The 19,713-nt window shown below is 71.1% G+C and carries 20 protein-coding genes; 5 read left to right on the top strand and 15 right to left on the bottom strand.

What is annotated here, in order from left to right:
* Window positions 1-24: 24 nt before the first annotated feature.
* Both MZC64_RS21705 and MZC64_RS21700 read left to right on the top strand, forming a co-directional pair.
* Window positions 25-2,370, top strand: coding sequence for a glycoside hydrolase family 95-like protein (locus tag MZC64_RS21705; RefSeq protein ID WP_247758543.1), 2,346 nt, complete (start codon window positions 25-27; stop codon window positions 2,368-2,370).
* Window positions 2,371-2,379: 9 nt separating this feature from the next.
* Window positions 2,380-2,847 (top strand): AAA family ATPase, encoded by a 468-nt coding sequence (locus tag MZC64_RS21700; protein WP_247758544.1) that lies wholly within the window; start codon window positions 2,380-2,382, stop codon window positions 2,845-2,847.
* A gap of 62 nt (window positions 2,848-2,909) precedes the next feature.
* Here MZC64_RS21700 and MZC64_RS21695 read toward each other — a convergent pair whose 3' ends face one another.
* Window positions 2,910-3,380, bottom strand: a complete 471-nt coding sequence (locus MZC64_RS21695; RefSeq protein WP_247758545.1) for a GNAT family N-acetyltransferase — start codon at window positions 3,378-3,380, stop codon at window positions 2,910-2,912.
* A 63-nt stretch (window positions 3,381-3,443) separates the two neighbouring features.
* The gene (locus MZC64_RS21690; protein WP_247758546.1) at window positions 3,444-4,910 is read right to left on the bottom strand and encodes an alpha/beta hydrolase; all 1,467 of its coding nucleotides are present in this window, start codon (window positions 4,908-4,910) and stop codon (window positions 3,444-3,446) included.
* Between the two features lie 157 nt (window positions 4,911-5,067).
* On the opposite strand from MZC64_RS21690, the gene MZC64_RS21685 reads away from it, so the two are divergent.
* Entirely contained in the window at window positions 5,068-5,715 is a 648-nt protein-coding gene (locus MZC64_RS21685; protein WP_247758547.1) for an FMN-binding negative transcriptional regulator, read from the top strand.
* Window positions 5,716-5,806: 91 nt separating this feature from the next.
* Window positions 5,807-6,925, top strand: a complete 1,119-nt coding sequence (ald, locus tag MZC64_RS21680) for an alanine dehydrogenase (RefSeq protein WP_247758548.1) — start codon at window positions 5,807-5,809, stop codon at window positions 6,923-6,925.
* Between the two features lie 83 nt (window positions 6,926-7,008).
* Here the strand turns inward: ald and MZC64_RS21675 are convergent, their stop codons facing one another.
* The 10 genes from MZC64_RS21675 to MZC64_RS21630 form a co-directional block, all read right to left on the bottom strand.
* Entirely contained in the window at window positions 7,009-7,974 is a 966-nt protein-coding gene (locus MZC64_RS21675; protein WP_247758549.1) for an MBL fold metallo-hydrolase, read from the bottom strand.
* A 49-nt stretch (window positions 7,975-8,023) separates the two neighbouring features.
* A complete protein-coding gene (locus MZC64_RS21670) occupies window positions 8,024-8,275 on the bottom strand; it encodes a hypothetical protein (RefSeq protein ID WP_247758550.1) in 252 nt (83 codons plus the stop codon).
* 400 nt (window positions 8,276-8,675) lie between these two features.
* Window positions 8,676-9,176, bottom strand: coding sequence for a hypothetical protein (locus MZC64_RS21665; protein ID WP_247758551.1), 501 nt, complete (start codon window positions 9,174-9,176; stop codon window positions 8,676-8,678).
* Between the two features lie 107 nt (window positions 9,177-9,283).
* The gene (locus MZC64_RS21660; RefSeq protein WP_247758552.1) at window positions 9,284-9,856 is read right to left on the bottom strand and encodes a hypothetical protein; all 573 of its coding nucleotides are present in this window, start codon (window positions 9,854-9,856) and stop codon (window positions 9,284-9,286) included.
* A complete protein-coding gene (locus MZC64_RS21655) occupies window positions 9,853-10,359 on the bottom strand; it encodes a hypothetical protein (protein WP_247758553.1) in 507 nt (168 codons plus the stop codon). Before MZC64_RS21655 ends, MZC64_RS21660 begins: the two co-directional genes overlap by 4 nt.
* Before the next feature lie 44 nt (window positions 10,360-10,403).
* On the bottom strand, window positions 10,404-10,613 hold the full coding sequence (locus MZC64_RS21650; protein WP_185002870.1) for a hypothetical protein: 210 nt from the start codon (window positions 10,611-10,613) through the stop codon (window positions 10,404-10,406).
* Window positions 10,614-10,775: 162 nt separating this feature from the next.
* Entirely contained in the window at window positions 10,776-11,534 is a 759-nt protein-coding gene (locus tag MZC64_RS21645) for a thioesterase II family protein (protein WP_247758554.1), read from the bottom strand.
* 83 nt (window positions 11,535-11,617) lie between these two features.
* Entirely contained in the window at window positions 11,618-12,301 is a 684-nt protein-coding gene (locus MZC64_RS21640) for a TetR/AcrR family transcriptional regulator (RefSeq protein WP_247758555.1), read from the bottom strand.
* A gap of 41 nt (window positions 12,302-12,342) precedes the next feature.
* On the bottom strand, window positions 12,343-13,302 hold the full coding sequence (locus MZC64_RS21635) for a nucleoside hydrolase (RefSeq protein WP_247758556.1): 960 nt from the start codon (window positions 13,300-13,302) through the stop codon (window positions 12,343-12,345).
* A gap of 20 nt (window positions 13,303-13,322) precedes the next feature.
* On the bottom strand, window positions 13,323-14,714 hold the full coding sequence (locus MZC64_RS21630) for an NAD(P)/FAD-dependent oxidoreductase (RefSeq protein WP_247758557.1): 1,392 nt from the start codon (window positions 14,712-14,714) through the stop codon (window positions 13,323-13,325).
* A 274-nt stretch (window positions 14,715-14,988) separates the two neighbouring features.
* Between MZC64_RS21630 and MZC64_RS21625 the strand changes: the two genes are divergently transcribed.
* Window positions 14,989-16,578 carry an LCP family protein gene (locus tag MZC64_RS21625; RefSeq protein ID WP_247758558.1) on the top strand — a complete coding sequence of 530 codons (1,590 nt, stop codon included), beginning with the start codon at window positions 14,989-14,991 and terminating at the stop codon, window positions 16,576-16,578.
* Window positions 16,579-16,907: 329 nt separating this feature from the next.
* Here the strand turns inward: MZC64_RS21625 and MZC64_RS21620 are convergent, their stop codons facing one another.
* The 3 genes from MZC64_RS21620 to MZC64_RS21610 all read right to left on the bottom strand — a co-directional run bounded on the left by MZC64_RS21620 (window position 16,908) and on the right by MZC64_RS21610 (window position 19,703).
* Entirely contained in the window at window positions 16,908-17,870 is a 963-nt protein-coding gene (locus tag MZC64_RS21620; RefSeq protein ID WP_247758559.1) for a hypothetical protein, read from the bottom strand.
* A 164-nt stretch (window positions 17,871-18,034) separates the two neighbouring features.
* Window positions 18,035-19,072: a non-homologous end-joining DNA ligase gene (ligD, locus tag MZC64_RS21615; protein ID WP_247758560.1), complete on the bottom strand. Its 1,038-nt coding sequence runs from the start codon at window positions 19,070-19,072 to the stop codon at window positions 18,035-18,037.
* Window positions 19,059-19,703, bottom strand: coding sequence for an NUDIX hydrolase (locus MZC64_RS21610; protein WP_247758561.1), 645 nt, complete (start codon window positions 19,701-19,703; stop codon window positions 19,059-19,061). The genes ligD and MZC64_RS21610 overlap by 14 nt, the downstream gene beginning before the upstream one ends.
* Window positions 19,704-19,713 lie beyond the last annotated feature (10 nt).

Genomic DNA, 19,713 nt, shown 5'->3' with positions numbered 1-19,713 from the left:
GTAAACATCGTATGATTCGCCCCCATGTCACCCCTTTCCAGGCGACGTTTCCTACACCGTGGTTCGGCCGCCGCCGGACTCGTGACTCTCGGCGCAGGCTGGACCAGCGCCGCGACCACCGCATGGGCCGAACCCTCCGCCGAAGCGTTCGGGCCCAAGAACGTGCACCGCGACATCGCCAGGGACGCCCGCATGCTCTGGCGGAAACTCCCCGGCAGTTGGCAGGACGCCCCGTTCCTGGCCAACGGCTTCCTCGGCGTGCAGGTCTACCGCGGCGCGACCGCGAACCAGTTGCGGTTCATGCTCAGTCACAGCGAGGTGCAGGACCAGCGTCCCCAGTGGGAGGCCGCGGTCGGCCTGTCCCGGCTGCCGATCGGCTACCTGACACTGACCCTGGCCGGCGAGATCACCGCGGTGGACTGGCAACTGGACCTGTGGGACGCCGAGCTGTCCGGCACGGTCACCACCACCGCGGGCAGCCTGAGCTTCCGCGCGCTGGTGCACAACGACCGCGGCGTGCTGCTCGTCTCGCTGACCCCAAGCGCGGGTGAGGAGGCGGCGGCCTGGGGTTTCACCGCCATGCCGTCCAAGACCACCCGCCAGATCCGCATCCCACCCGACTACACCGCCAACCCGGACCCGCGCACCGGCAGCTCCACCGGGGTGTCCTTTGTGGAGCAACCCCTGCACGCGGGCGGCGGCTACACCACCGCCTGGCAGGAGAAGCGGATCGGCACCACCCGGCTGCTGGCCGCCACCGTGGCCTACGGCTTCCCGCACAAGACCTCCACCGGGGACGCGGTCACCGCGGTCCGGCACGCCCTGCTGCTCGGCCTTGACCCGCTGGTCTTCGCCCACCGCGCGTGGTGGCACCGGTTCCACACCCGCAGCCTGGTGTCGGTGCCGGACAAGTGGGTGCAGCGGTTCTACTGGATCCAGCTGTACAAGATGGCCTGCGCCACCAGGGAGAACGCCCCGGTCACCAGTGAGTGGGGCCCGTGGTTCCCCGAGGGCGGCGGCAGCTGGACCGCGGTGTGGTGGAACCTGAACGTGCAGATCACCTATCCGTTCGCGGGCATCGCCAACCACCCCGAACTGGACGCGGTGACCGCCACCTTCCGCAAGCACCACAAGAACCTCGAGTTCAGCGTGCCGCCGGAACTGCGCGACGGCGAGACCTACGCGCTGGCCCACCCCGGCGACCGCACCCTGCGCTCCGGCGGTCCGAAGCTGGGCGCGCAGATCCCCGGCAACGCCACCGTGGGCCGACCCGGCACCAGCACCAAGACCGACCAGACCGGCAACCTCATCTGGGGTCTGCACAACGTCTGGCTCAGCTACCGGCACAGCATGGACCGCCGGATCCAGCGCGATGTGCTCTACCCGTTGCTGCGCAAGGCACTCAACTTCTACCTGCACTTCCTCAAGCCCGGCGCGGACGGCCTGCTGCACCTGCCGCTGACCCGCTCACCCGAGTTCGCCGACGCGGTGGACGCCACCTACGACCTGTCCCTGATCCGCTGGGCCGCCCGCACCCTGCTGGAAACCACCAGCGAACTGCGGATCGAGGACCCACTGGCGCCGCGCTGGCGCGAGGTGCTGGCCAAACTGGTGCCGTACCACCGCGGTGAGCAGGGCGTCCTGGTCGGCGAGGGCGTCACACTCAGCGGCTCGCACCGGCACTTCTCGCACATGCTGTGGTTCCACCCACTGCGCGAGATCACCTGGGAGACCGGCGACCGCGACCTGATCCGCCGCACCTTCGAGCACTGGACGCACGACCGCTCGGCCTGGGCCGGGTACAGCTACCCGGCGGCGGCGATGATGTCCGCGCTGATGGGCGAGCCGGACCAGGCCATCGGCCACCTCCGGCACCTCCTGGACGGCAACGTGATCGGCGTGGCCAAGCTGACCCCCAACACCATGTACGTGGAGGGCAACAACCTGGCCCTGGAAAGCCCGCTGTCCGCGGCCGAATCAGTGCTGCACCTGTTGCTGGACAGCGGATCCGGCGTGCTCAAGGTCTTCCCCGCGGTCCCGGCGGCCTGGCGCGAGGCAGCCTTCGACAGCCTGCGCGCCCAGGGCGCCTTCCTGGTGGACGCCTCCCGCCGCGACGGGGCCACCGAATGGATCCGCGTGCACAGCGAAGCCGGCGAACCCCTGGTCCTGGAACACCGCATCCCCGGCGACCTGGACGTCCGCACGCCCCTGGGCCGCAGGCTCCAGTGGCGCCAGGTGGCCCCCGGCCGGATCTCGGTGGCCCTGCGCCGCGGCGAGACGGCGATCATCACCCGGCGCGGGCACAAGCCGGACCTGCGTCCGCGCGACGTGCCCGCCAACGCCGCCGCACCGCAGTGGGGGCTGCCCTAACCTGGGAATATGGCGAAGGTCCTGATCACCGGCATGTCCGGCACCGGCAAGTCCAGCGCACTCGAACTGCTGGCCGCGCAGGGACAACGCACCGTCGACACCGACACCGATCAGTGGAGCCACTGGGTGCCGGATGAGGACGGCGAGCCGGACTGGGTGTGGCGGGAGCAGGCCATCACCGAACTGCTGACCGGCCACGGGGAGGGCAACCTCTTCGTGGCCGGCTGCAAGTCCAACCAGACCGACTTCTACCCGCTCTTCGACCTCATCGTGCTGCTGTCCGCCCCCGCCGAGGTGCTGCTGGCCCGGATCGCGGCCCGCACCACCAATCCGTACGGCAAAACCCCGGCGGAACGCGCCGCAATCCTGGAACACCTGGCCTTCGTCGAACCGCTGCTCCGCGAGTCGGCCACGCTGGAGATCAACACCGCCGTCCCACTGGCGGAAGTGGTGCGACAGCTGGCATCTCTCACCTGATTGTGCGACAAATCCGCCAACCTTGCCCGCCTGGCACAGCGCAGGCTGGCCACATGCCACCGCTAACCCGCACCCACCCGGACCATCACCCGCTCCAGCACACCCTCATCCTCGAAGGTGCCGGTCTCGACGAACCCGTGCCGCCGGTACAGCGCGGCCGCACTCTCGTTGTCCGCCATGACATCCAGCGTGACCCGGTCCACGCCACGCTCCGCCGACCAGCGCACCGCCGCCTCGATCAGCGCGTCCCCGACCCCGCGGCCGCGGGCGAACGGGGCCACCCACATCGAGCGCAGCTTGACCGTCCCGGCCTCGACCAGGGTCGCGCTGACCATCCCGGCGTCCCGGCCGTCCAGTTCCGCGACCAGGTTCAGGTCCGCCTCAGCCAGCCGCCCCACCCAGCGTTCCGCGGGCACCTGCGACCACTCCGCCAGCTGCGTGCCGAACGCCTGCGGCGCTTCGGTCAGCGCGGCCAGCCGCAGTTCCCGCCACCGCGGCCAGTCCGTCACGGCCAACTCCACCAGTCCGATCATGACCCGTGACCCTCGTCGAGCCCTGGAGTGGCGGCAACCCGATTTCCGCCGGTCGCGGCCGGCTCACCGGCAGGTCAGACCCTCCGCCGGCAACGCCCCGCCCACCAGGTACTCCGTCACCGGCCGGTCCACACAACGGTTGCCCTGCAGGTAGATCGTGTGCTGGTCCGCCTCGAAGGTGAGCAGTCGCGCGCGCAGTGCCTCCGCCAGCTTGATCCCCCAGGCATGCGGGGTGGCGGGGTCGCCCGTGCTCGACACCACCACCACCGGCGGCAGGCCGTCGATCTTGGGGCGGTGCGGGGTGGAGGTGTGCGGGACGGCCCAGAACGCGCAGGTGTCCAGCACCGGCGGGTCGCCCTTGAGCTTGCCGCGGTCCTTGGTCGGCGGTGAGTCCACGCAGTTCACCGCGGTGAGCGCGGCCTGGCTGGCGTCGTAACCGCCGTCCGGGCGGCGGCCAAGGAACTCGTCGGCGGCGGCCAGCAGGTCGGTGCCGTCGCCCGCCTTGAGCGCGTCCAGGGCCTCGGTCAGCCGGGGCCAGTTGGCCGAGGAGTAGAGGAGGTGGTCCACCGCGCCGGAGACGTCGTCGGCGGAGAGCTTGCGGTCGCCGACCGGCAGCGGGCGGGTGCGCAGGGGTGTGGTCAGGGCGTCCAGGCGGTCCTGGGCTTTGGCCGGGCTGGTGCCGACCGGGCAGCCCTGGCGGGCGGCGCAGTCCTTGGCGTAGCTGCGGAAGGTGGCCGCGAAGCCCTCACCCTGTTCCGAACCCGAGGCAACCCCGTCCAGCTCGAAGGAGGAGGCGCCATCGAGGACCATCGCCCGCACGTTGCCGGGGTAGGCCTCGGCGTAGGCGGTGCCGATCTGGGTGCCGTAGGAGAAGCCGACGTAGTTCAGCTTGTGCTCGCCCAGCGCGGCACGCAGCAGGTCCAGGTCGCGCACCACCTCGCGGGTGCCCAGGTTGGCCAGTTCGGTGCGGCCGGTGCGTTCGGCGCACTTGTCCGCGAGGTCCTTGTTGCGGGCCTCCATCCGGGCCACACCGTCCGGAGTGGACAGATCGAGGTACTCCAGGCGTTGCGCGTCCTGTTCCGGGCCGGTCAGGCAGCGCAGCACCGGTTCGGAGGCGCCCACGCCCCTGGGGTCGAAGCCGATCAGGTCGAACCGGGCGGACACCTCGTCGCCGCGCTGGGCCAGGGTGCCGCCGAGTTCGGCGAGCTGGGCCATGCCGGAGGCGCCGGGTCCGCCGAAGTTGAACACCAGCGCGCCGATCCGGCGATCCGGGTCGGTGGCGCGCTGGCGGAGCAGGCCGATGCGGATCTTGCGGCCTGCCGGGCTGGCGTGCTCCAGCGGGACCTCCAGCGCGGCGCAGTCCAGCGAGCGGCGGTCGAAGGCGGCCTTGCGCTCGGGGTCACCGGCGAACGGCGCGCAGTCGCCCCAGACCAGGCCCTTGGCGGTGGTCACCGCCGGCGCGGGTTCCGGTGTGGCGCAGGACACGCAGGCGAAGGCCAGCAACACGAAAAGCGGCAGACGTCTGTCCATATCGGACAGTCTTCGGTCCGGCCGGGCCACCCGGCAAGTGCGCGCGGCGGACTCTCACCACATCAGCACAGGAGTCGAACAACCCAGCCGGGTGGCCATCCGAACGGGCGAGTGAGTGGCCCTGTCCCGTCCTGGCGAGGCAGCGCAGGCTGGCGGGGTGTTGATCCATCCCTGGGACGCCGCCGAGTCCGACGAGCAGTGGCGAACCTTCCTGTCCCGGCACGACTTCGGCGAGCTGATCGCGCCCGGCCGCGGCCGGGACCTGCCGGTGGTCGTGCCCACCCACTTCACCTACGACGACCCGGCCACCGTCTGGCTGCACCTGGCCCGGCCCAACCCGGTCTGGGGCGCGCTCACCGAACACCCGCGCTGTCTGCTGGTGGTCACCGGCGAGGTCGCCTACGTGCGCGCCGACTGGAACTCCGCGCCCGAGGCCGACCCGGCCCTGGGCGTGCCCACCTCCTACTACGCCACCGTGCAGCTCGAATGCGATGTCCGGATCGAGGACGAGCCTGCGGCCAAGGCGGCCATCCTGCGCCGCCAGCTCGCGCACTTCGAGCCGGACGGCGCGCGCACCCCGGTCTCCGCCACCGAGAACCCCGACCGGCGGCTGCTGCCCGGCATCCGGGGCCTCGAACTCACCGTCACCGGGGTGCGGGCGAAGTTCAAGTTCGGCGGCAACAAGCCGGTCGAACAGCGCGAACGGGTGGCGGCAAGATTCACTCAGCGTGAAGCGCCCGGGGACCTCGCGGTGGCGGATCGAGTGCTCCGTAGGAGTGATGGTTGTCCGATCAGCACTAAGTGATCATGGAATGTTGTCGACGGATGCCAATGACGCACGCCACGCGGGGGCCTGACCATCGGTTTAGCCGCAGTCACCCACGAGGAGTCTTGCCATGAGGATCGGCGTTCCCCGCGAAGTGAAGAACCACGAGTACCGAGTCGCGATCACTCCGGCCGGTGTGCTCGAACTGGTCCGTCATGGCCATGAGGTCTTCATCGAGCACGACGCGGGCGCCGGTTCGGCCATCGCGGACGTGGAGTACGTCACGGCGGGCGCCAAGGTGCTGCCCACCGCCGACGAGGTGTGGGCCATCGCGGACATGGTGCTCAAGGTCAAGGAGCCCATCGCGGAGGAATACCACCGCATGCGGCCCGGCCAGCTGCTCTTCACCTACCTGCACCTGGCCGCGGACCGCGCCTGCACCGACGCGCTGCTGGAGCGCAAGGTCACCGGTGTCGCCTACGAGACCGTGCAGCTGCCCTCCGGCGCGCTGCCGCTGCTCGCCCCGATGTCCGAGGTCGCCGGTCGCCTGGCCACCCAGGTCGGCGGCGAGACCCTGATGAAGTCCCGCGGCGGCCGCGGCGTGCTGCTGGGCGGCGTGCCCGGCGTGCACCCGGCCAAGGTGACCGTGCTCGGCGCGGGCGTCTCTGGCATGAACTCGATCGCGATCGCGGTCGGCATGGGCGCCGACGTCACCGTGCTGGACCTGTCCGTGGACAAGCTGCGCGCGGCCGACTCCTACTACCAGGGCCGCCTGACCACCGTGGTGTCCAACGCCTACGAGGTCGAGCGCGCGGTGCTGGAGGCCGACCTGGTGGTCGGCGCGGTGCTGGTGCCCGGCGCCAAGGCGCCCAAGCTGATCAGCAACGACCTGGTCAAGCGGATGAAGCCGGGCGCGGTGCTGGTGGACATCGCCATCGACCAGGGCGGCTGCTTCGAGGACTCCCGGCCGACCACGCACGCCGAGCCGACCTTCCCGGTGCACGACACCCAGTTCTACTGCGTGGCGAACATGCCCGGCGCGGTGCCGCGGACCTCGACCTTCGCGCTGACCAACGTGACCCTGCCGTACGCGATCGCGCTGGCCAACAAGGGCTGGCAGCGCGCCCTGTCCGAGGACGCCTCGCTCGCCCTGGGCCTGAACACCCACGACGGCCTGCTGACCAACGCCGGTGTCGCCGAAGCGCACGACCTGCCGCTGACCGCGATCGCCGACGTACTGGCCGGCTGACCACCTCAGCCTGGCTTTCTGGTCCCAGCTCCTAGGCCGCGTTTGGTGGAAATTGGTCGCGACCAAGATCCGCCAAACACGGCCTACCTTCCCTGGAGCTGGGACCAGACTTCTTGGTCTCGTTCCGCGGTCCAGATCACCGGTCGTTCCACGCCGGACAGCTCGTCCCACAGCCTGGCCACGTTGAACGGCAGGCAGTGCTCGAAAATCGGCCAGCCGCCGTAGCGCCCGGCCAGTGCGGCGTGCGCGGCGTCGAATGCCTCCTTGAGGCTGCCGTTGCGCACGTGCACCGCGGCCACCTGGGCCTGCAGCACCTGCAGGAAATGCCGGGTCTGCGCGATCGCGGCGTCCACCGCCACCCGGCCGCGGGCCACCGCGCCCCGCCCGCCCACCAGCACCTCGGCCCGCAACGCGGCCACAGTGTCCAAAGTGGACGATGCCCAGTCCCGGTGGTAGGCGTCCCCGGTGTAGAGCGCGGCCTGGGACTCCACCAGGTCACCGGCGAACAGGATCCGCTGCCGCGGCAGCCAGGCCACCAGATCGCCCTCGGTGTGGCCGCGGCCGCAGTAGCGCAGTTCCAGGTCGCCGCGGTCGCCGCCGAGCGGGATGGTGAGCCGGTCGGAGAAGGTCAGCGTGGGCCAGGTGAGCCCGGGGATGGTCTCGGGTTCCTGGAACAGCCGGGGCATCCGGGCGAACTCCGAGGCCCAGTCCGCCTCCCCGCGCTCGGCGATCAGCGCCCTGGTGTGCTCCTGCGCCACCACCACCGGCGCCTCGAAGGCGCTCGCGCCGAGCACCCGCACCGCGTGATAGTGGCTGAGCACCAGGTACCGCACCGGTTTGTCGGTGTGCTCGCGCAGCCGGGCCAGCCAGCGCCGGGCCGCCACGGGCGTGGCCATGGCCTCGAAACAGACCAGGAAGTCCTCGCCCTCGATCGCACCCACGTTGGGATCCCCGGCGGCGGTGAGCGCGTACACGCCCTCCCCGAGCACCTCCAGGGTCTGTTCCTTGGGCGCCAGGTCGGCGGCGGAGGCGAACGGCTTGCCGGACATGCGGACCTCCCTGCTCAGCATCCGAGCCGCAGCCTAGGGGACACGCCCCCTATCCCGGTGTCCGCCAACGGGGCCGAGGTGGACGACCGGCGGCCACCCACGAGGGCAGCTGCACCCACCCTTCGTCCGCCCAGCGAAGCTCGCCGGGGTCCAGCCACTCCACCCGCCCGGCCCAGCGTGGTTCCACCCGGTCCGGGTACACGCACAGCACCGCCAGCCAGTCCTCCGCCCAGACCAGCCACCGCCGCCCCGGCCCGTTCGCCGCGACTGTGACACTCCACGGCGACCTGCTCCGGCTCACCGCGCACCCAGGCCAGGTACACCGGCCGCGGCCGCCGGAACACCCGGCCCATCAGCCAGCTCGCCAGCCCCGTCAGCAGGTGCGGTTCGTGATCGAGCAGCGCTTCGGCGGCCCAGCCGTCCTGGCTCTGCCCCGGCTGCGGCTCACGGTCCCGCCGCCCGGTCAACCGGTGCTGGAACTCGAGGTCGCTCACCTCGACCACCCGCACCGGCCCCGACCAGTCCTGGGCCCACTCGCGCACCTGCCGCTCAGACACCCAGCACCCGCTGTTCAGCCTCGACACCCTCGGGCGCGACACCCGCCACCACCAAGTCCCCCAACGCCAACCTCCCCAGCCGGCCAACTCCCCAGTCACCGGCAAGGACACCGGCGAGCCCGGGAAGGTTGTCGCGAACCCGGCTCAGTCGTGGAAAATCCGCTCCGGCAACCACACCCGGCCCCCATCCGGCCAGCGCAACCCGCGCCGGTCCAGCCAGGTCGGCGACGCACCCTGCCAGCGCACCGACATCGAGTCCTCGGCGACCTCCAGCACGGCCATCCGCCGGGCCGACCACACCAGCCACAACCGCCCGTCCTCGTTCACCACGTCCGCGAACCGCACGGCCTCCGCCGCCGCCGGGGCCCGCACCAGCGCGCGATATCTGGCCGCCTTCCGGTCGAACAGCCGGACGCCCACCCTGGTCAGCAGTTCCATCACCTGGCCGCCCAGCCAGTTCGCCCAGCCGCCGAACACCGCGGTCCACGCCAGGTCAGTGGCCTCATCGGCGGCCGCGGCCCGCCCGTCCTGCCCGTTGCGCAGCCGCCCCGGCACCCGGTACCGGAACACGACCTCGCTCACCTCGGTCACCCGCACCGGCTCCCCCCAGTGCCCGGTCCACTCCCGCACCCGCTGCTCGGCCACCACGCCTCCCCACGCCAACCGGCCAGGTCCGCACCTCAACGGCAAGGACACCGGCGGCCCCACGGAGGTTGCCGCGGCAGCCCTCCGCCCAGCCCCGCGCCGGCGACTCAGCCCTCCAGCGTGCCTGCGGGCAGTCGCACCCGGGAGCCGTCGGCCCAGCGCAACGTGCGCCGCTCGATCCGCGGCGCCGACTCCCCCTCGCCTTGCCACAACGGCCGGCACCATTTGGGCCGGACGTGCAGCAACGCCATCCGCCGCCCGGTCCACACCAGCCACACGTCGTCCTGCCGGTTCGCCGCGTCCGCGAACCGCACCCCCAGCTGCCGGGTCCGGCCGAGCACGGTCGCGGTCCGCTGCGCCACCTTCCGCCTGACCAGCCGCATCAGCAGCCAGACCAGCCGCACCCCCAGCAGCAACACCCACAGCAGCGCCGAGACCACCGCCGCCACCAGCAACTCCCCCAGCCCGTTGGCCTCACCCAGCGGCGCGGCCACGATCTCCTCCGCGCTGCTGGACCCGGGCTGGCCGGGATTGCGCGCCGACCCGTCCACCCGCCGCCCACGCACGTGGTACCGGAACCGCAGCTCCCCCAACGGCACCGCCCGCGCGTCCTGCCCCCATTCCCGGCGCGCCCACTCCCCGGCCTCGGCCGCCCGCCGGGCCGCGACCTCCGGTTTCACCCCAGTTCCCGCTTGATCCGGGCCCGCTCCGCCCGGTCCGGTGGCAGCACCACCCGGCCGCCGTCTGGCCACACCACCGCGAACTGCCGGGTGGCGAACTGCGCCTGGCCCTGCCACACGATCCGCGGCCCGCCACTGTCCACCACCAGCAACGCCACCCGCCACGGCGTCCAGCCCAGCCACAACCGCCGCCGCACCCGTCGCGCCGTGTCCGCGAACCCGACCGCGGGCGAGGTCGGCGGCGCGGTCACCGTGCCCCGCCGCAGGTCGAGATCGCCGTCATCGGTCAGCACGAGCTGCACCAGCACCCCGGCGAAGCGCACCAGGTTCCAGGCGCACCGCCGGAGCAGCCGGGTCCCGATCACGGTCCCGTCGCTGCGCCGTCCCTTGACCCGGAACTCGGGCCGCACCTTGCTGATGTGCACCACCCGCACCGGTTCCCGCCACTGCCGGGACAACTCGGCCTGCACCTGCTCGCGGACGCCCGCCGCCACCTTCACCATGAAAGAACCCCCAGTTCCGGCGGACATCCTAACCGGGGTGGGGGCTAGCACTCCTCGGCGTCGACGTCCTGCCGCAGGTGGTACTCCCAGCCGTGTTCCTCGCTGTGCCGGAGGTCGTAGTGGTGCACGATCTTGGGCCCCTGGTGCAGGTGGACGTGGGTCACCGTCGCCAGTGCGGCTGGACTGGCGGAGGTGAACGTCTGCCACCGGCCGTCCAGCGGACCGCCGACGAAACGCGCCAGGAACGTGTGCACCGGGTCCTTTCCACCGTTGCGGCGACAAGTGTCTTCCCAACAGTATGCCGGTGGGTACCAACGTTGGCCGTCACGTTAACGCGTTGGGAGCAGCCGCCGGCCGCACCAGCCCCCGGAGTGTTTGCCGTTGTCGTACGCCACGTTGGCCGTTGTGGACGGACCTCAAGGAGCGGTCGGCCGAGATGGCGCGAGCGGCAGCCGCCGGTTGAGCGCGGCGACAACCTGAGCCCGCCCGTCCATCAGGTAGAAGTGATCACCGGGGAAAACCTGTAGATCAAAGCCACCACTCGTGGTCTTGTCCCAATCCCGGGCCTGATCCACGGTCAGCTCCGGATCGCTGTCCCCCACGAACGCGGTCACCGGACACTCCAGCGCATCCGCGGCCGTTGGCTGATAGGTCTCGATCAACCGATAGTCCGCCCGCACGATCGGCAGCAACAACTCCCGCAACTCGGGGTGCTCCAACACAGCGGACCCGGTCCCGCCCAGCGCGGTCAGCTCGCGCACCAATCCCTCGTCATCGCGCAGATGCACCTCCCCCGGCACCGCGTGCTCCGGCGCCTCCTTGCCCGACACCACCACCCGCTGCGGCATCGGCAACCCGGCCGCCCGCAACGCCAGCGCGGTCTCGTACGCGACCGAGGCGCCCATGCTGTGCCCGAAGAACACGAACGGCCGGTCCAGTTCAGCCCGCAACCCCGCGACCAACTGCGTGACCAGCTCGTCCATCGTCGTCAACGCGGGCTCGCTGAACCGCTCCTCCCGCCCCGGATACTGCACCGCCAGCATCTCCACCCCGGCTGGCAACAGCGGCGGCCACAACCGGTACGCGCTGGCGGTGCCGCCCGCGTGCGGGAAGCAGAACAGCCGGAGCCGTGCCTGCGGACGGGACTGGTAGCAGCGAACCCAGGGCCCGGTCACGGGGTGGCCTCCTCGAACTCAACGAACAATGTCGAGGAAGACGGTAGCCGCCGGAGCGGGTGGGTCACCGCGTTAGCAGCGTCTCACCCGCAGCCCAGCTCGGTGAGCCGCGCCTGCGCCCCGGCGATGGCCCGATCGATCGTGAAGGCGTAGAACTGCTCGGACATGCCGGGGGTGAGCAGGTACTCGGCCATCGCGGCCAGGCCCTCGCGCGGGTCGTCCCGGTAGGCGCCCAGTGCCTCGGTGATGGTGATCTTGGTGTTCGCGTCCTCCGCGGACCGCTCGTCGTAGGACATGATCAGCAGGATGGCCGCGTTGAGCAGGGTGCTGTAGACCATCGGTGATTCCGCGCCGAAGCCCGCGCGCTGGAGCACCCGCACGCCGCGGTCCAGGATGCGCAGGGCGGAGGGCACGATCGGGCCGCGCAGCACCAGCCAGCGGGCCACGCCGGGGTAGCCGCGCAGCACCGGGCGGGCGCCGAGGAGCAGTTCGGTGAACCACTCCCGCCAGTCCAGGTCCTCGGCCGGACAGGGCATCCGGGACACCACCCGGTCGGCGACCGCGTGGTGCACGGCGGCCCGGTCGCCGACGTGGTGGTAGATCACCGTGGGCCAGCAGTCCAGCTCGGTGGCGAGCTTGCGCACGGTCCAGCCGGCCAGGCCTGCTTCGGCGGTGAGCCGTTCGGCGGCGTCCACGATCAACTCGGCGGTCAGCGGCGGCTCGCCGCGGAAGACCCGGGGGCCGCGTTCGCTCGCGGAACTTCTCACCTGCTCACCGTAACCGCAGGCCGGTCCGGACCGGGCGACGGTCAGACCCGGTCGATCAGGGCCTCGGTGAGCTGCTTGAAGAAGGCCTGACCGTCCACCGTCCGGGCCACCTTGATGGCGGGCCGGTCGGTGATCCCGCCGAGTTCGGCCGAGATCTCCTTGCCGTAGCCGCGCAGGTCGGCCACGGTCTGGCCGCGGGTCTTCTCCCCGCGCAGCTCCACGCTGACCGGCAGTTCGCGGTAGGTGGCCAGGTCCGGGTGCAGCAGGATGGCCGCGGCGAGGGGGTCGTAGAGGGTGCAGCAGCGTTCGCCGAGCATCCGGCTGTAGAAGTCGACATAGAAGCCGAGCACGTCGTGCGCGAACTTGCCGCGCGGGCCGGTGCTGGCGGCCAGGGTGTCCAGCCAGTCGGCGTCGGCGCGGGCGGAGTGGGTGACGTCCAGGGCCACCAGGGTCAGCGCGAAACCGGCGGCGAAGACCAGGTCGGCGGCCTCCGGGTCGTGCCAGATGTTGGCCTCGGCGAACGGGGTGGCGTTGCCGGGGGCGTCCACCGCGCCGCCCATCACCATCACCGAGCGCAGCAGGCTGGGCAGTTCGGGTTCCAGCAGCAGGGCCAGCGCCACGTTGGTGAGCGGGCCGAGCGCGAGGAGGTCCAGCTCGCCCGGGTGCTGCCGGGCGAGCTGGACGATCTGTTCGGCCGCGGACTCGCGCACCGCGGGCCGGGACGGCTCAGGGCCCTCCCAGCGGCCGAGGCCGTGCGGGCCGTGCACGAACTCCGAGGTCAGCAGGGGTTGGGCGAGCGGCCGGGCGGCGCCGACGGCCACTGGGACCGCGTCCAGCCCGAGCACGTCCAGGATCCGCCTGCTGTTGTCCGCGGCGACCTGCGCGGGCACGTTCCCGTGGACGCTACCCACAGCGACGATCTCCACGTCTGCCTGCGCGGCCAAATACAGGATCGCGAGCGCGTCGTCGATCCCCGGATCGGTGTCCAGCACAATTCGCACGGTTGAACAGTCAATCAGACTCACCGGTCCGTTCCGGAGAACGGTTTCGGGACTGTGATCTGGGGATTCGACTCCACCTCGGCCACGATGGCGGCCCAGTCCCGGCGCGGATGCTCCACCTGGCCGAGTGACACCACCTCGCGGCCGCAGAAAAAGGTGAGCACCCAGTCGCCGACCACCCGCACCTTCCGGTTGAGCGTGGGCACCCGGCTCAGGTGGTACAGCCGGTGCAGCAGCCAGGCCAGGAACCCGCGCAGCCGGATGCCGTAGACCTCGGCGACCCCCTTGTGCAGCCCGAGGCTGGCCACCGAGCCGACGTGCTTGTGCCGGTACCCGCGCACCGGCCGCCCGCGCACCGCGGCCCGCAGGTTGTCCGCGAGCACCTTGGCCTGCCGGACCGCGTGCTGGGCGCTGGGCGCGCACACGCTCAGCCCGCTGGCCGACAGGTCGGGCACGGCCGCGCAGTCACCGGCCGACCACACCCCGTCGGTGCCGATCACCCGGAGTTCCGGATCGCACTGCACCCGGCCGCGCGCGTCCACCGGCAGACCCGATCGGGCGGCGAGCGGGTTGGCCTTGACTCCGGCGGTCCACACGATGGTGTCGGCGTCGAATTCCTCGGCTGCCGAAGACCCGCTCGCGGGGTCGAGCATGGATGGAGTGAGCACCACGTGCCCACCGTCCATTGCGGACACCCGGGTGCCCAGGAGCACCTCCATGCCGCGCTTGCGCAACCGGCCGACGGTGTAGTCGGCCATGCTCGGGCTCACTTCCGGCAACACCCGATCGGCTGCTTCCACCAGCACCCAGCGCATGTCCTTTTCGGACAGTCGGGGGTGCTGTCGCAGGGCCGCGCGGGCCATGTCCTCCAGTTCGCCGAACACCTCGATCCCGGCATATCCCCCACCCACCACGACGAAGGTGAGGGCCCGCCGACGCAGTGCCGGATCGTCGGTGGTGGAGGCCACGTCCAGCCTGGACAGCACGTGGTTGCGCAGGTGGATGGCCTCGCCGACGGATCCGAAGCCGATCCCGCACTCGGCCAGACCGGGCACCGGGAGGGTCCTGGCGACCGCGCCGGGCGCGAGCACGAGGTGGTCGTAGGGCAGCTCGGTCGGCAGGCCCTCCACCGGCAGCACGGTGACGATCTTGCGTCCGGCGTCCACCGTGGACACCCGTCCGGTGAGCACGGTGCACTTGCGCAGGACCTTGCGCAGCGGTACTACCACATGGCGCGGCTCGATCGAGCCCGCCGCGGCCTCGGGGAGGAACGGTTGGTAGGTCATGTTCGGCTGCGGGTCGACGACGGTGATCGTCGCCTCGCCCGCGCTCAGCTTCTTCTGGAGTCGCAGCGCGGTGTACATGCCGACATAGCCGCCCCCGACCACGACGATCCGTTGCGGTCCGCTCATCGCTCTCCCCGTTCGTGACGCTCTGCACTGGCCCTGTCGAGCCTGCTGCGAAGCGGTCAGTGACAACTCCCCCACAGGAACCAGCGCACTCCCCCGGGAGAGGGGATCGACGCGATTCCGGTCACGTGCGGCAACCAATTCGACTATCGGTACGTTTAACGGCCGAGGGCCGGCGCCACCCGCGGCGGCCCAGTGGAACCACTGGTCAGCGGTGCAACCCGGTTCGGGACTGCGGCGTATGAACAGCGCAGGACAGAACCGAGGAGCTGGACACATGGGCCGACGATCGCGAGAGAGTGAGCAATCCCGCACTCTGGGTAAGGCATTGCTGCTCACCCTGGGATCCACCATCGTGCCCGGCTCCGGGCACCTCGCCCTGCGCAAGCGGGCAGGCTGGTTCCTGCTGGCGATCTTCCTGCTGCTGCTCGGCGGCGGGCTCTACCTCGGGCTGACCCTCACCCAGGAGGAGTTGCTCAAGTACGCGGTGTCACCTCGGGTGCTGCTCGGGGCGATCATCGCCTGCGCCGTGCTCGCGCTGCTGTGGATCACCGTGGTGCTGCGCACCTTCGCGCTGGCGCGCCCGCGCGGCGGCATGCGAGCGGGCGGCCGGATCGCGGCCACCCTGGTCGTGGTCACCCTGTGCGCGGTGATCGCCGCACCGTTCGGCTACGCCGCCTACACCGTCAACACCTACCGCTCGCTGCTGCAGAACCTGTTCCCCACCAACGGAAGCACCGCGGGCGGCCAGGGCGGCACCCAGCCCAGCCAGGGCGGCGACGTGGAGGCGATCAAGAAGCCGCGGCTCAACATCCTGCTGGTGGGCAGCGACGCGGGCCCGGACCGCACCGGCACCCGCACCGACACCATGATGGTGGCCAGCCTGGACACCCGCAGCGGCCAGACCGTCCTGTTCGGACTCCCGCGCAACCTGCAGCGCGCCCAGTTCCCGCCCGGTTCGCCGATGGCCAGGCAGTTCCCCAACGGCTTCCACGACGGCCGGGACCCGAACTCGGGCGAGTACCTGCTCAACGCGCTGTACAAGTACGGCAACGAGCACCCGCAGCTGGCGCCCAGCGGCCCGAGCACGGTGGCCGGGCTGAACCTGCTCAACTCCTCGATCGGCCAGATGCTGGGCGTGGAACTGGACTACTACATCCAGGTCAACATGGCCGGGTTCGCCTCGATCATCGACGCCCTCGGCGGCGTGGACGTCAACGTCGGCCCCCGGCCCATCCCGATCAACGGCCTCGGCCCGCACGGCGAGCAGATCCGGCCCAAGGGCTGGATCCCGGCCGGGCAGCAGCACCTCAACGGCGAGCAGGCGCTCTGGTACGGCCGGGCGCGCAGCGACGGCAGCGACTACATGCGGATGAGCCGCCAGCGCTGCCTGATCAAGTACGTCATCGAGCAGAAGAGCCCGATGGACATGCTGACCAACTTCCAGGGCGTGGCCGCGGCCACCCAGGACAACGTGTCCACCAACATCCCGCAGGACGTGCTGCCCGCGCTGCTGGGCCTGGCCAACAAGGCCCGCGCGCTGCCGATCCAGAGCATCTCCTTCGACCCCAACCTGTCCACCCGCAACGGCGGCAAATTCTCCACCGCCATGCCGGACTTCAACTACATGCGCGAGGTCGTGCGCAACGCCCAGGCGATGACCACCTCGACCTCGGCCAGCCCGACCACCACCAGCACCGCGACCCCGCCGTCGAGCACCCCCGGCAAGCCGGGCGCGCCCACCGGCAAGCCGCCGGTGCGCACCAGCGGCACCCAGCCGCCCGCCGGCAGCTCACCGAACATCGCGCCGCCGGACTCGCTGAACCAGATCTGCTCCACCGACCCCGGCCAGACCGACAAGAACTGAGTCGATTGGCGTGCTCCGCACGCTGGATTTTTCGCTCTTGAGTCGCCTCGTCGTGCATCCGCCGCACGCGAAGCAAGCTTCGGATGCGTCGGACGCACGACAAGGCAACGCGAAAAATCGGCACCCCGCCGCAGGTGAAGAGCCCGCCGTGTCGCTGGCGCGCCACGCCTTTTCGCAACAGGTAGGCGCTCGGTCGAGGTGCCCGCAACGCGTTCTCGCGGCCAGAAGTGCCCACCCTCCATCGTGTTGGCCGTGACACTCGGGGCTGGGCTGGGTGGCCCCGGCGGGCGAGAGGTGGCCCGCCCGCCGGAGTGAAAAACCCTACGGTGTCAGCGAATCCGGTTGCGCTGGGTGTTGCAGCCGTAGAAGTAACCGCAGAACTGGGTGTAGGCACCGCGGTTGGCGGTCTCCGGGTTGCTGATCACCACACCGCTGTTGTCGGTGTTGCGGGCCGCCGTGCCGCCCGGCTTGTGCCCCCAGAACGGCTCGGACTGCAAGCGGTACCAGTGGTAGTCGATGAAACCGGGGCCGGGTGCGACCACCAGCGCCGTCAGCGGGCGCGGCTTCTCGGTGTCCGGGAAGCAGTCGAACCGGCGGTGCATGCCGTCGGCCAGCGCGCCCCTGGTCACCTCGGCGCAGGTGACCGCGGTGTACATCGCGCCCGCGCCACGGCCCGGCTGGGCGAAGGTGTTGGTCCGCCAGTTGCTGGCGTAGTTGTAGCAGTTGTTGTTGCGCAACGTGGTGGCGTCGTTGTTCCAGAACCCGGGGTTGAACGCGGTCCGCTCGATGTAGCAGACCACCGCGGCGGCGGACTCGGCGTCCGCCGGCGACTGCTCCTGCCCCGGCGCGGCGGTGGCCTCGCCGCTGCGGGTGTCCCTGATCGACCGGGAGGCGGTGCCCGCGGCCGAGCTGACCGCCTCCAGCTGCGAACCCAGGAACGTGGCCAGTGACTCATCCAGCGGCAACGCGTCCTCGGCCGCGTACCCCGCGCTCTCACTGCGCCCGATCAGGCTGATCAGCCGCTCCCCCAGCTCGGCCGCGCCCGCCCCACCGGCCAGCGCGCCCACCGGCAGGTACACACTGGCGAGCCCCAGGTCCGAGGCGTGGTCGTCCCCCAGCGTCTCCACCTGAAAGCCCCGGAAACCCAGCCCACTCGCCGCCGGCGCGGACTCGGTGAGCAACCCCCGGTCCGCGGTCAGCGCGCGTAACGCGGCCCGCGCCTCGGCCCCGTCCCGCACCTCCCACACCGGGTTCGACCGGCCGGAGAAAATATCTGCGGTAATGCGCAGCATCGGTTCATCCCTTCCCAGAAGACCGTCGTGCGACTACCGCCGACGCTGCCAGGAATCCCGCCGTACCAAGGTGATTCAGCCCCATGAGGCGCGAAGCCCCGCCCCATGGTCTGCCCGATCCGGCTGGAAATGCCTTACCGCTCTAGGGAATCCGGCCAGTTGGCCTAGCTCTCGTCCGTGACCTTACGGGCCTTGGACGGCTGCACCCGCGGCGGTTCTCCCGGCATCTTCGGGTAGTCCGGCGGATACGGCATCTCACCCAGCCCATGATCCCGCTCATCCCGGGAGTACCACTCCAACGCGGTCTCGATCCCGAAGGCCTTCTCGTCCATACTCGCGTGCGCGTCCCCGCGTTCGGCCAGCAGCCCCGGCACGGTCAGCACGTCGAAATCGTCCGGGTCCACAGTGGACAGATCAGCCCAGTCCAGCGGGAAGGACACGGTCGCGCGAGGGGTGCCGCGCACCGACCAGGTGGAGGCGACCGTGCGGTCCCGCGCGGCCTGGTTGTAGTCCAGGAACACCCGTTCGCCGCGTTGTTCCTTCCACCAGGCCACGGTGGCCTGCTCCGGCAGGCGGCGCTCGACCTCGCGGCCCAGTGCGATCACCGCGTGCCGGACCTCGATGAAGTCCCATTCGGGGCGGATGCGGACCAGCACGTGGATGCCGCGGCCGCCGGAGGTCTTGGCGAAACCGGTCATGCCCGCCTCCTCCAGGACCTCGCGCAGCACGCCCGCCACCCGGACCGCGTCGTGGAAGTCGGTGCCCGGCTGCGGGTCCAGGTCGATCCGCAGTTCGTCCGGGTGGTCCACGTCGGGTCGCCGGACCGGCCACGGGTGGAAGTCCAGGGTGCCCAGGTTGGCCGCCCAGACCAGCACCGCGGGCTCGGTCGGGCAGACCTGCTCGGCGGTGCGGCCGGACGGGAAGGTGATCCGCACCGGCTGCACCCACTCCGGCGCGCCCTTGGGCACCCGCTTGGCGTAGAAGGGCTCGCCTGCCACGCCGTCGGGGAACCGCTTCAGCGTGGTCGGGCGCTCCCCCAGCACGCGCATCAGCGGTTCGGCCACCGCCAGGTAGTACTCGACCACCTGGCGCTTGGTGATGCCGCGCTCCGGGAAGTACACCTTGTCCGGGCTGGACACCCGCACGGCACGCGGTCCCGCCGGGCCGTCCACGGTCAGCTCAAGTGCTTCACCCCTGCTCACGGGCCTGGACGCTACCGGCCCCGGCCCCCGCGCGCAGCAGACCGAAGGTCATCGCGTGCAACAGCCCCAGACTGGAGGGCGCACAGCTCACCAGATCGCGGCCCAGCACGTCCCGCAGGTGTTCATGCCGGACCCACACCGCGGGGCCCTCATCGGGGCTCTCCGGCCCGCCCAGCCACTGTCCTACCTCGGCGTGCACGAAGTGGAAGAGCTGGTCGCTGTTGCCGTTGGAGACGCACCTGGTCAGGAACAGCCGGGGGCGCACCGCGGCCCAGCCGGTCTCCTCGGCGGTCTCCCGGACCGCGGCGGCCACCGGGTCCTCGCCAGGGTCGATGCCGCCCGCCGGGAGTTCCAGGCCGGTGGTCTCGGTGATGAACCGGTGCCGGTGCAGCATCAGCACCCCGCGCTCGGGGTGCTCCAGCACCACGGCCACCGCGTCGGCGGTGCGGACCACGTGGTGCTCATAGGGCGGCGCGGTGGGCGGGCGCACCGCGATCAGGTCCAGGCTGACCCAGTCACTGCGGTACAGGCTGCGCTGACCTGCGGATTCCCAGCGGGGTGCGCTCGGCAGCCCGGCCAGTCCGAGTGCGGGATCATAATGCGGCGTGGTGTCGGTGTCTGCCCTGTTCACAGCTCCGCAC

The organism is Crossiella sp. S99.2 (assembly GCF_023094165.1).
Lineage (GTDB): Bacteria > Actinomycetota > Actinomycetes > Mycobacteriales > Pseudonocardiaceae > Crossiella.
The sequence above is the reverse complement of the archived record's forward strand: the minus strand, read 5'-3'. Positions and strand labels throughout refer to the sequence as shown.

Excerpts from the sequence above, each read along its gene's own strand:
- MZC64_RS21705 (WP_247758543.1), top strand. The coding sequence starts at position 25 with ATGTCACCCCTTTCCAGGCGACGTTTCCTACACCGTGGTTCGGCCGCC.
- MZC64_RS21700 (WP_247758544.1), top strand. The coding sequence starts at position 2,380 with ATGGCGAAGGTCCTGATCACCGGCATGTCCGGCACCGGCAAGTCCAGC.
- MZC64_RS21695 (WP_247758545.1), bottom strand. The coding sequence starts at position 3,380 with ATGATCGGACTGGTGGAGTTGGCCGTGACGGACTGGCCGCGGTGGCGG.
- MZC64_RS21690 (WP_247758546.1), bottom strand. The coding sequence starts at position 4,910 with ATGGACAGACGTCTGCCGCTTTTCGTGTTGCTGGCCTTCGCCTGCGTG.
- ald (WP_247758548.1), top strand. The coding sequence starts at position 5,807 with ATGAGGATCGGCGTTCCCCGCGAAGTGAAGAACCACGAGTACCGAGTC.
- MZC64_RS21675 (WP_247758549.1), bottom strand. The coding sequence starts at position 7,974 with ATGTCCGGCAAGCCGTTCGCCTCCGCCGCCGACCTGGCGCCCAAGGAA.
- MZC64_RS21655 (WP_247758553.1), bottom strand. The coding sequence starts at position 10,359 with ATGGTGAAGGTGGCGGCGGGCGTCCGCGAGCAGGTGCAGGCCGAGTTG.
- MZC64_RS21630 (WP_247758557.1), bottom strand. The coding sequence starts at position 14,714 with ATGAGCGGACCGCAACGGATCGTCGTGGTCGGGGGCGGCTATGTCGGC.
- MZC64_RS21625 (WP_247758558.1), top strand. The coding sequence starts at position 14,989 with ATGGGCCGACGATCGCGAGAGAGTGAGCAATCCCGCACTCTGGGTAAG.
- MZC64_RS21620 (WP_247758559.1), bottom strand. The coding sequence starts at position 17,870 with ATGCTGCGCATTACCGCAGATATTTTCTCCGGCCGGTCGAACCCGGTG.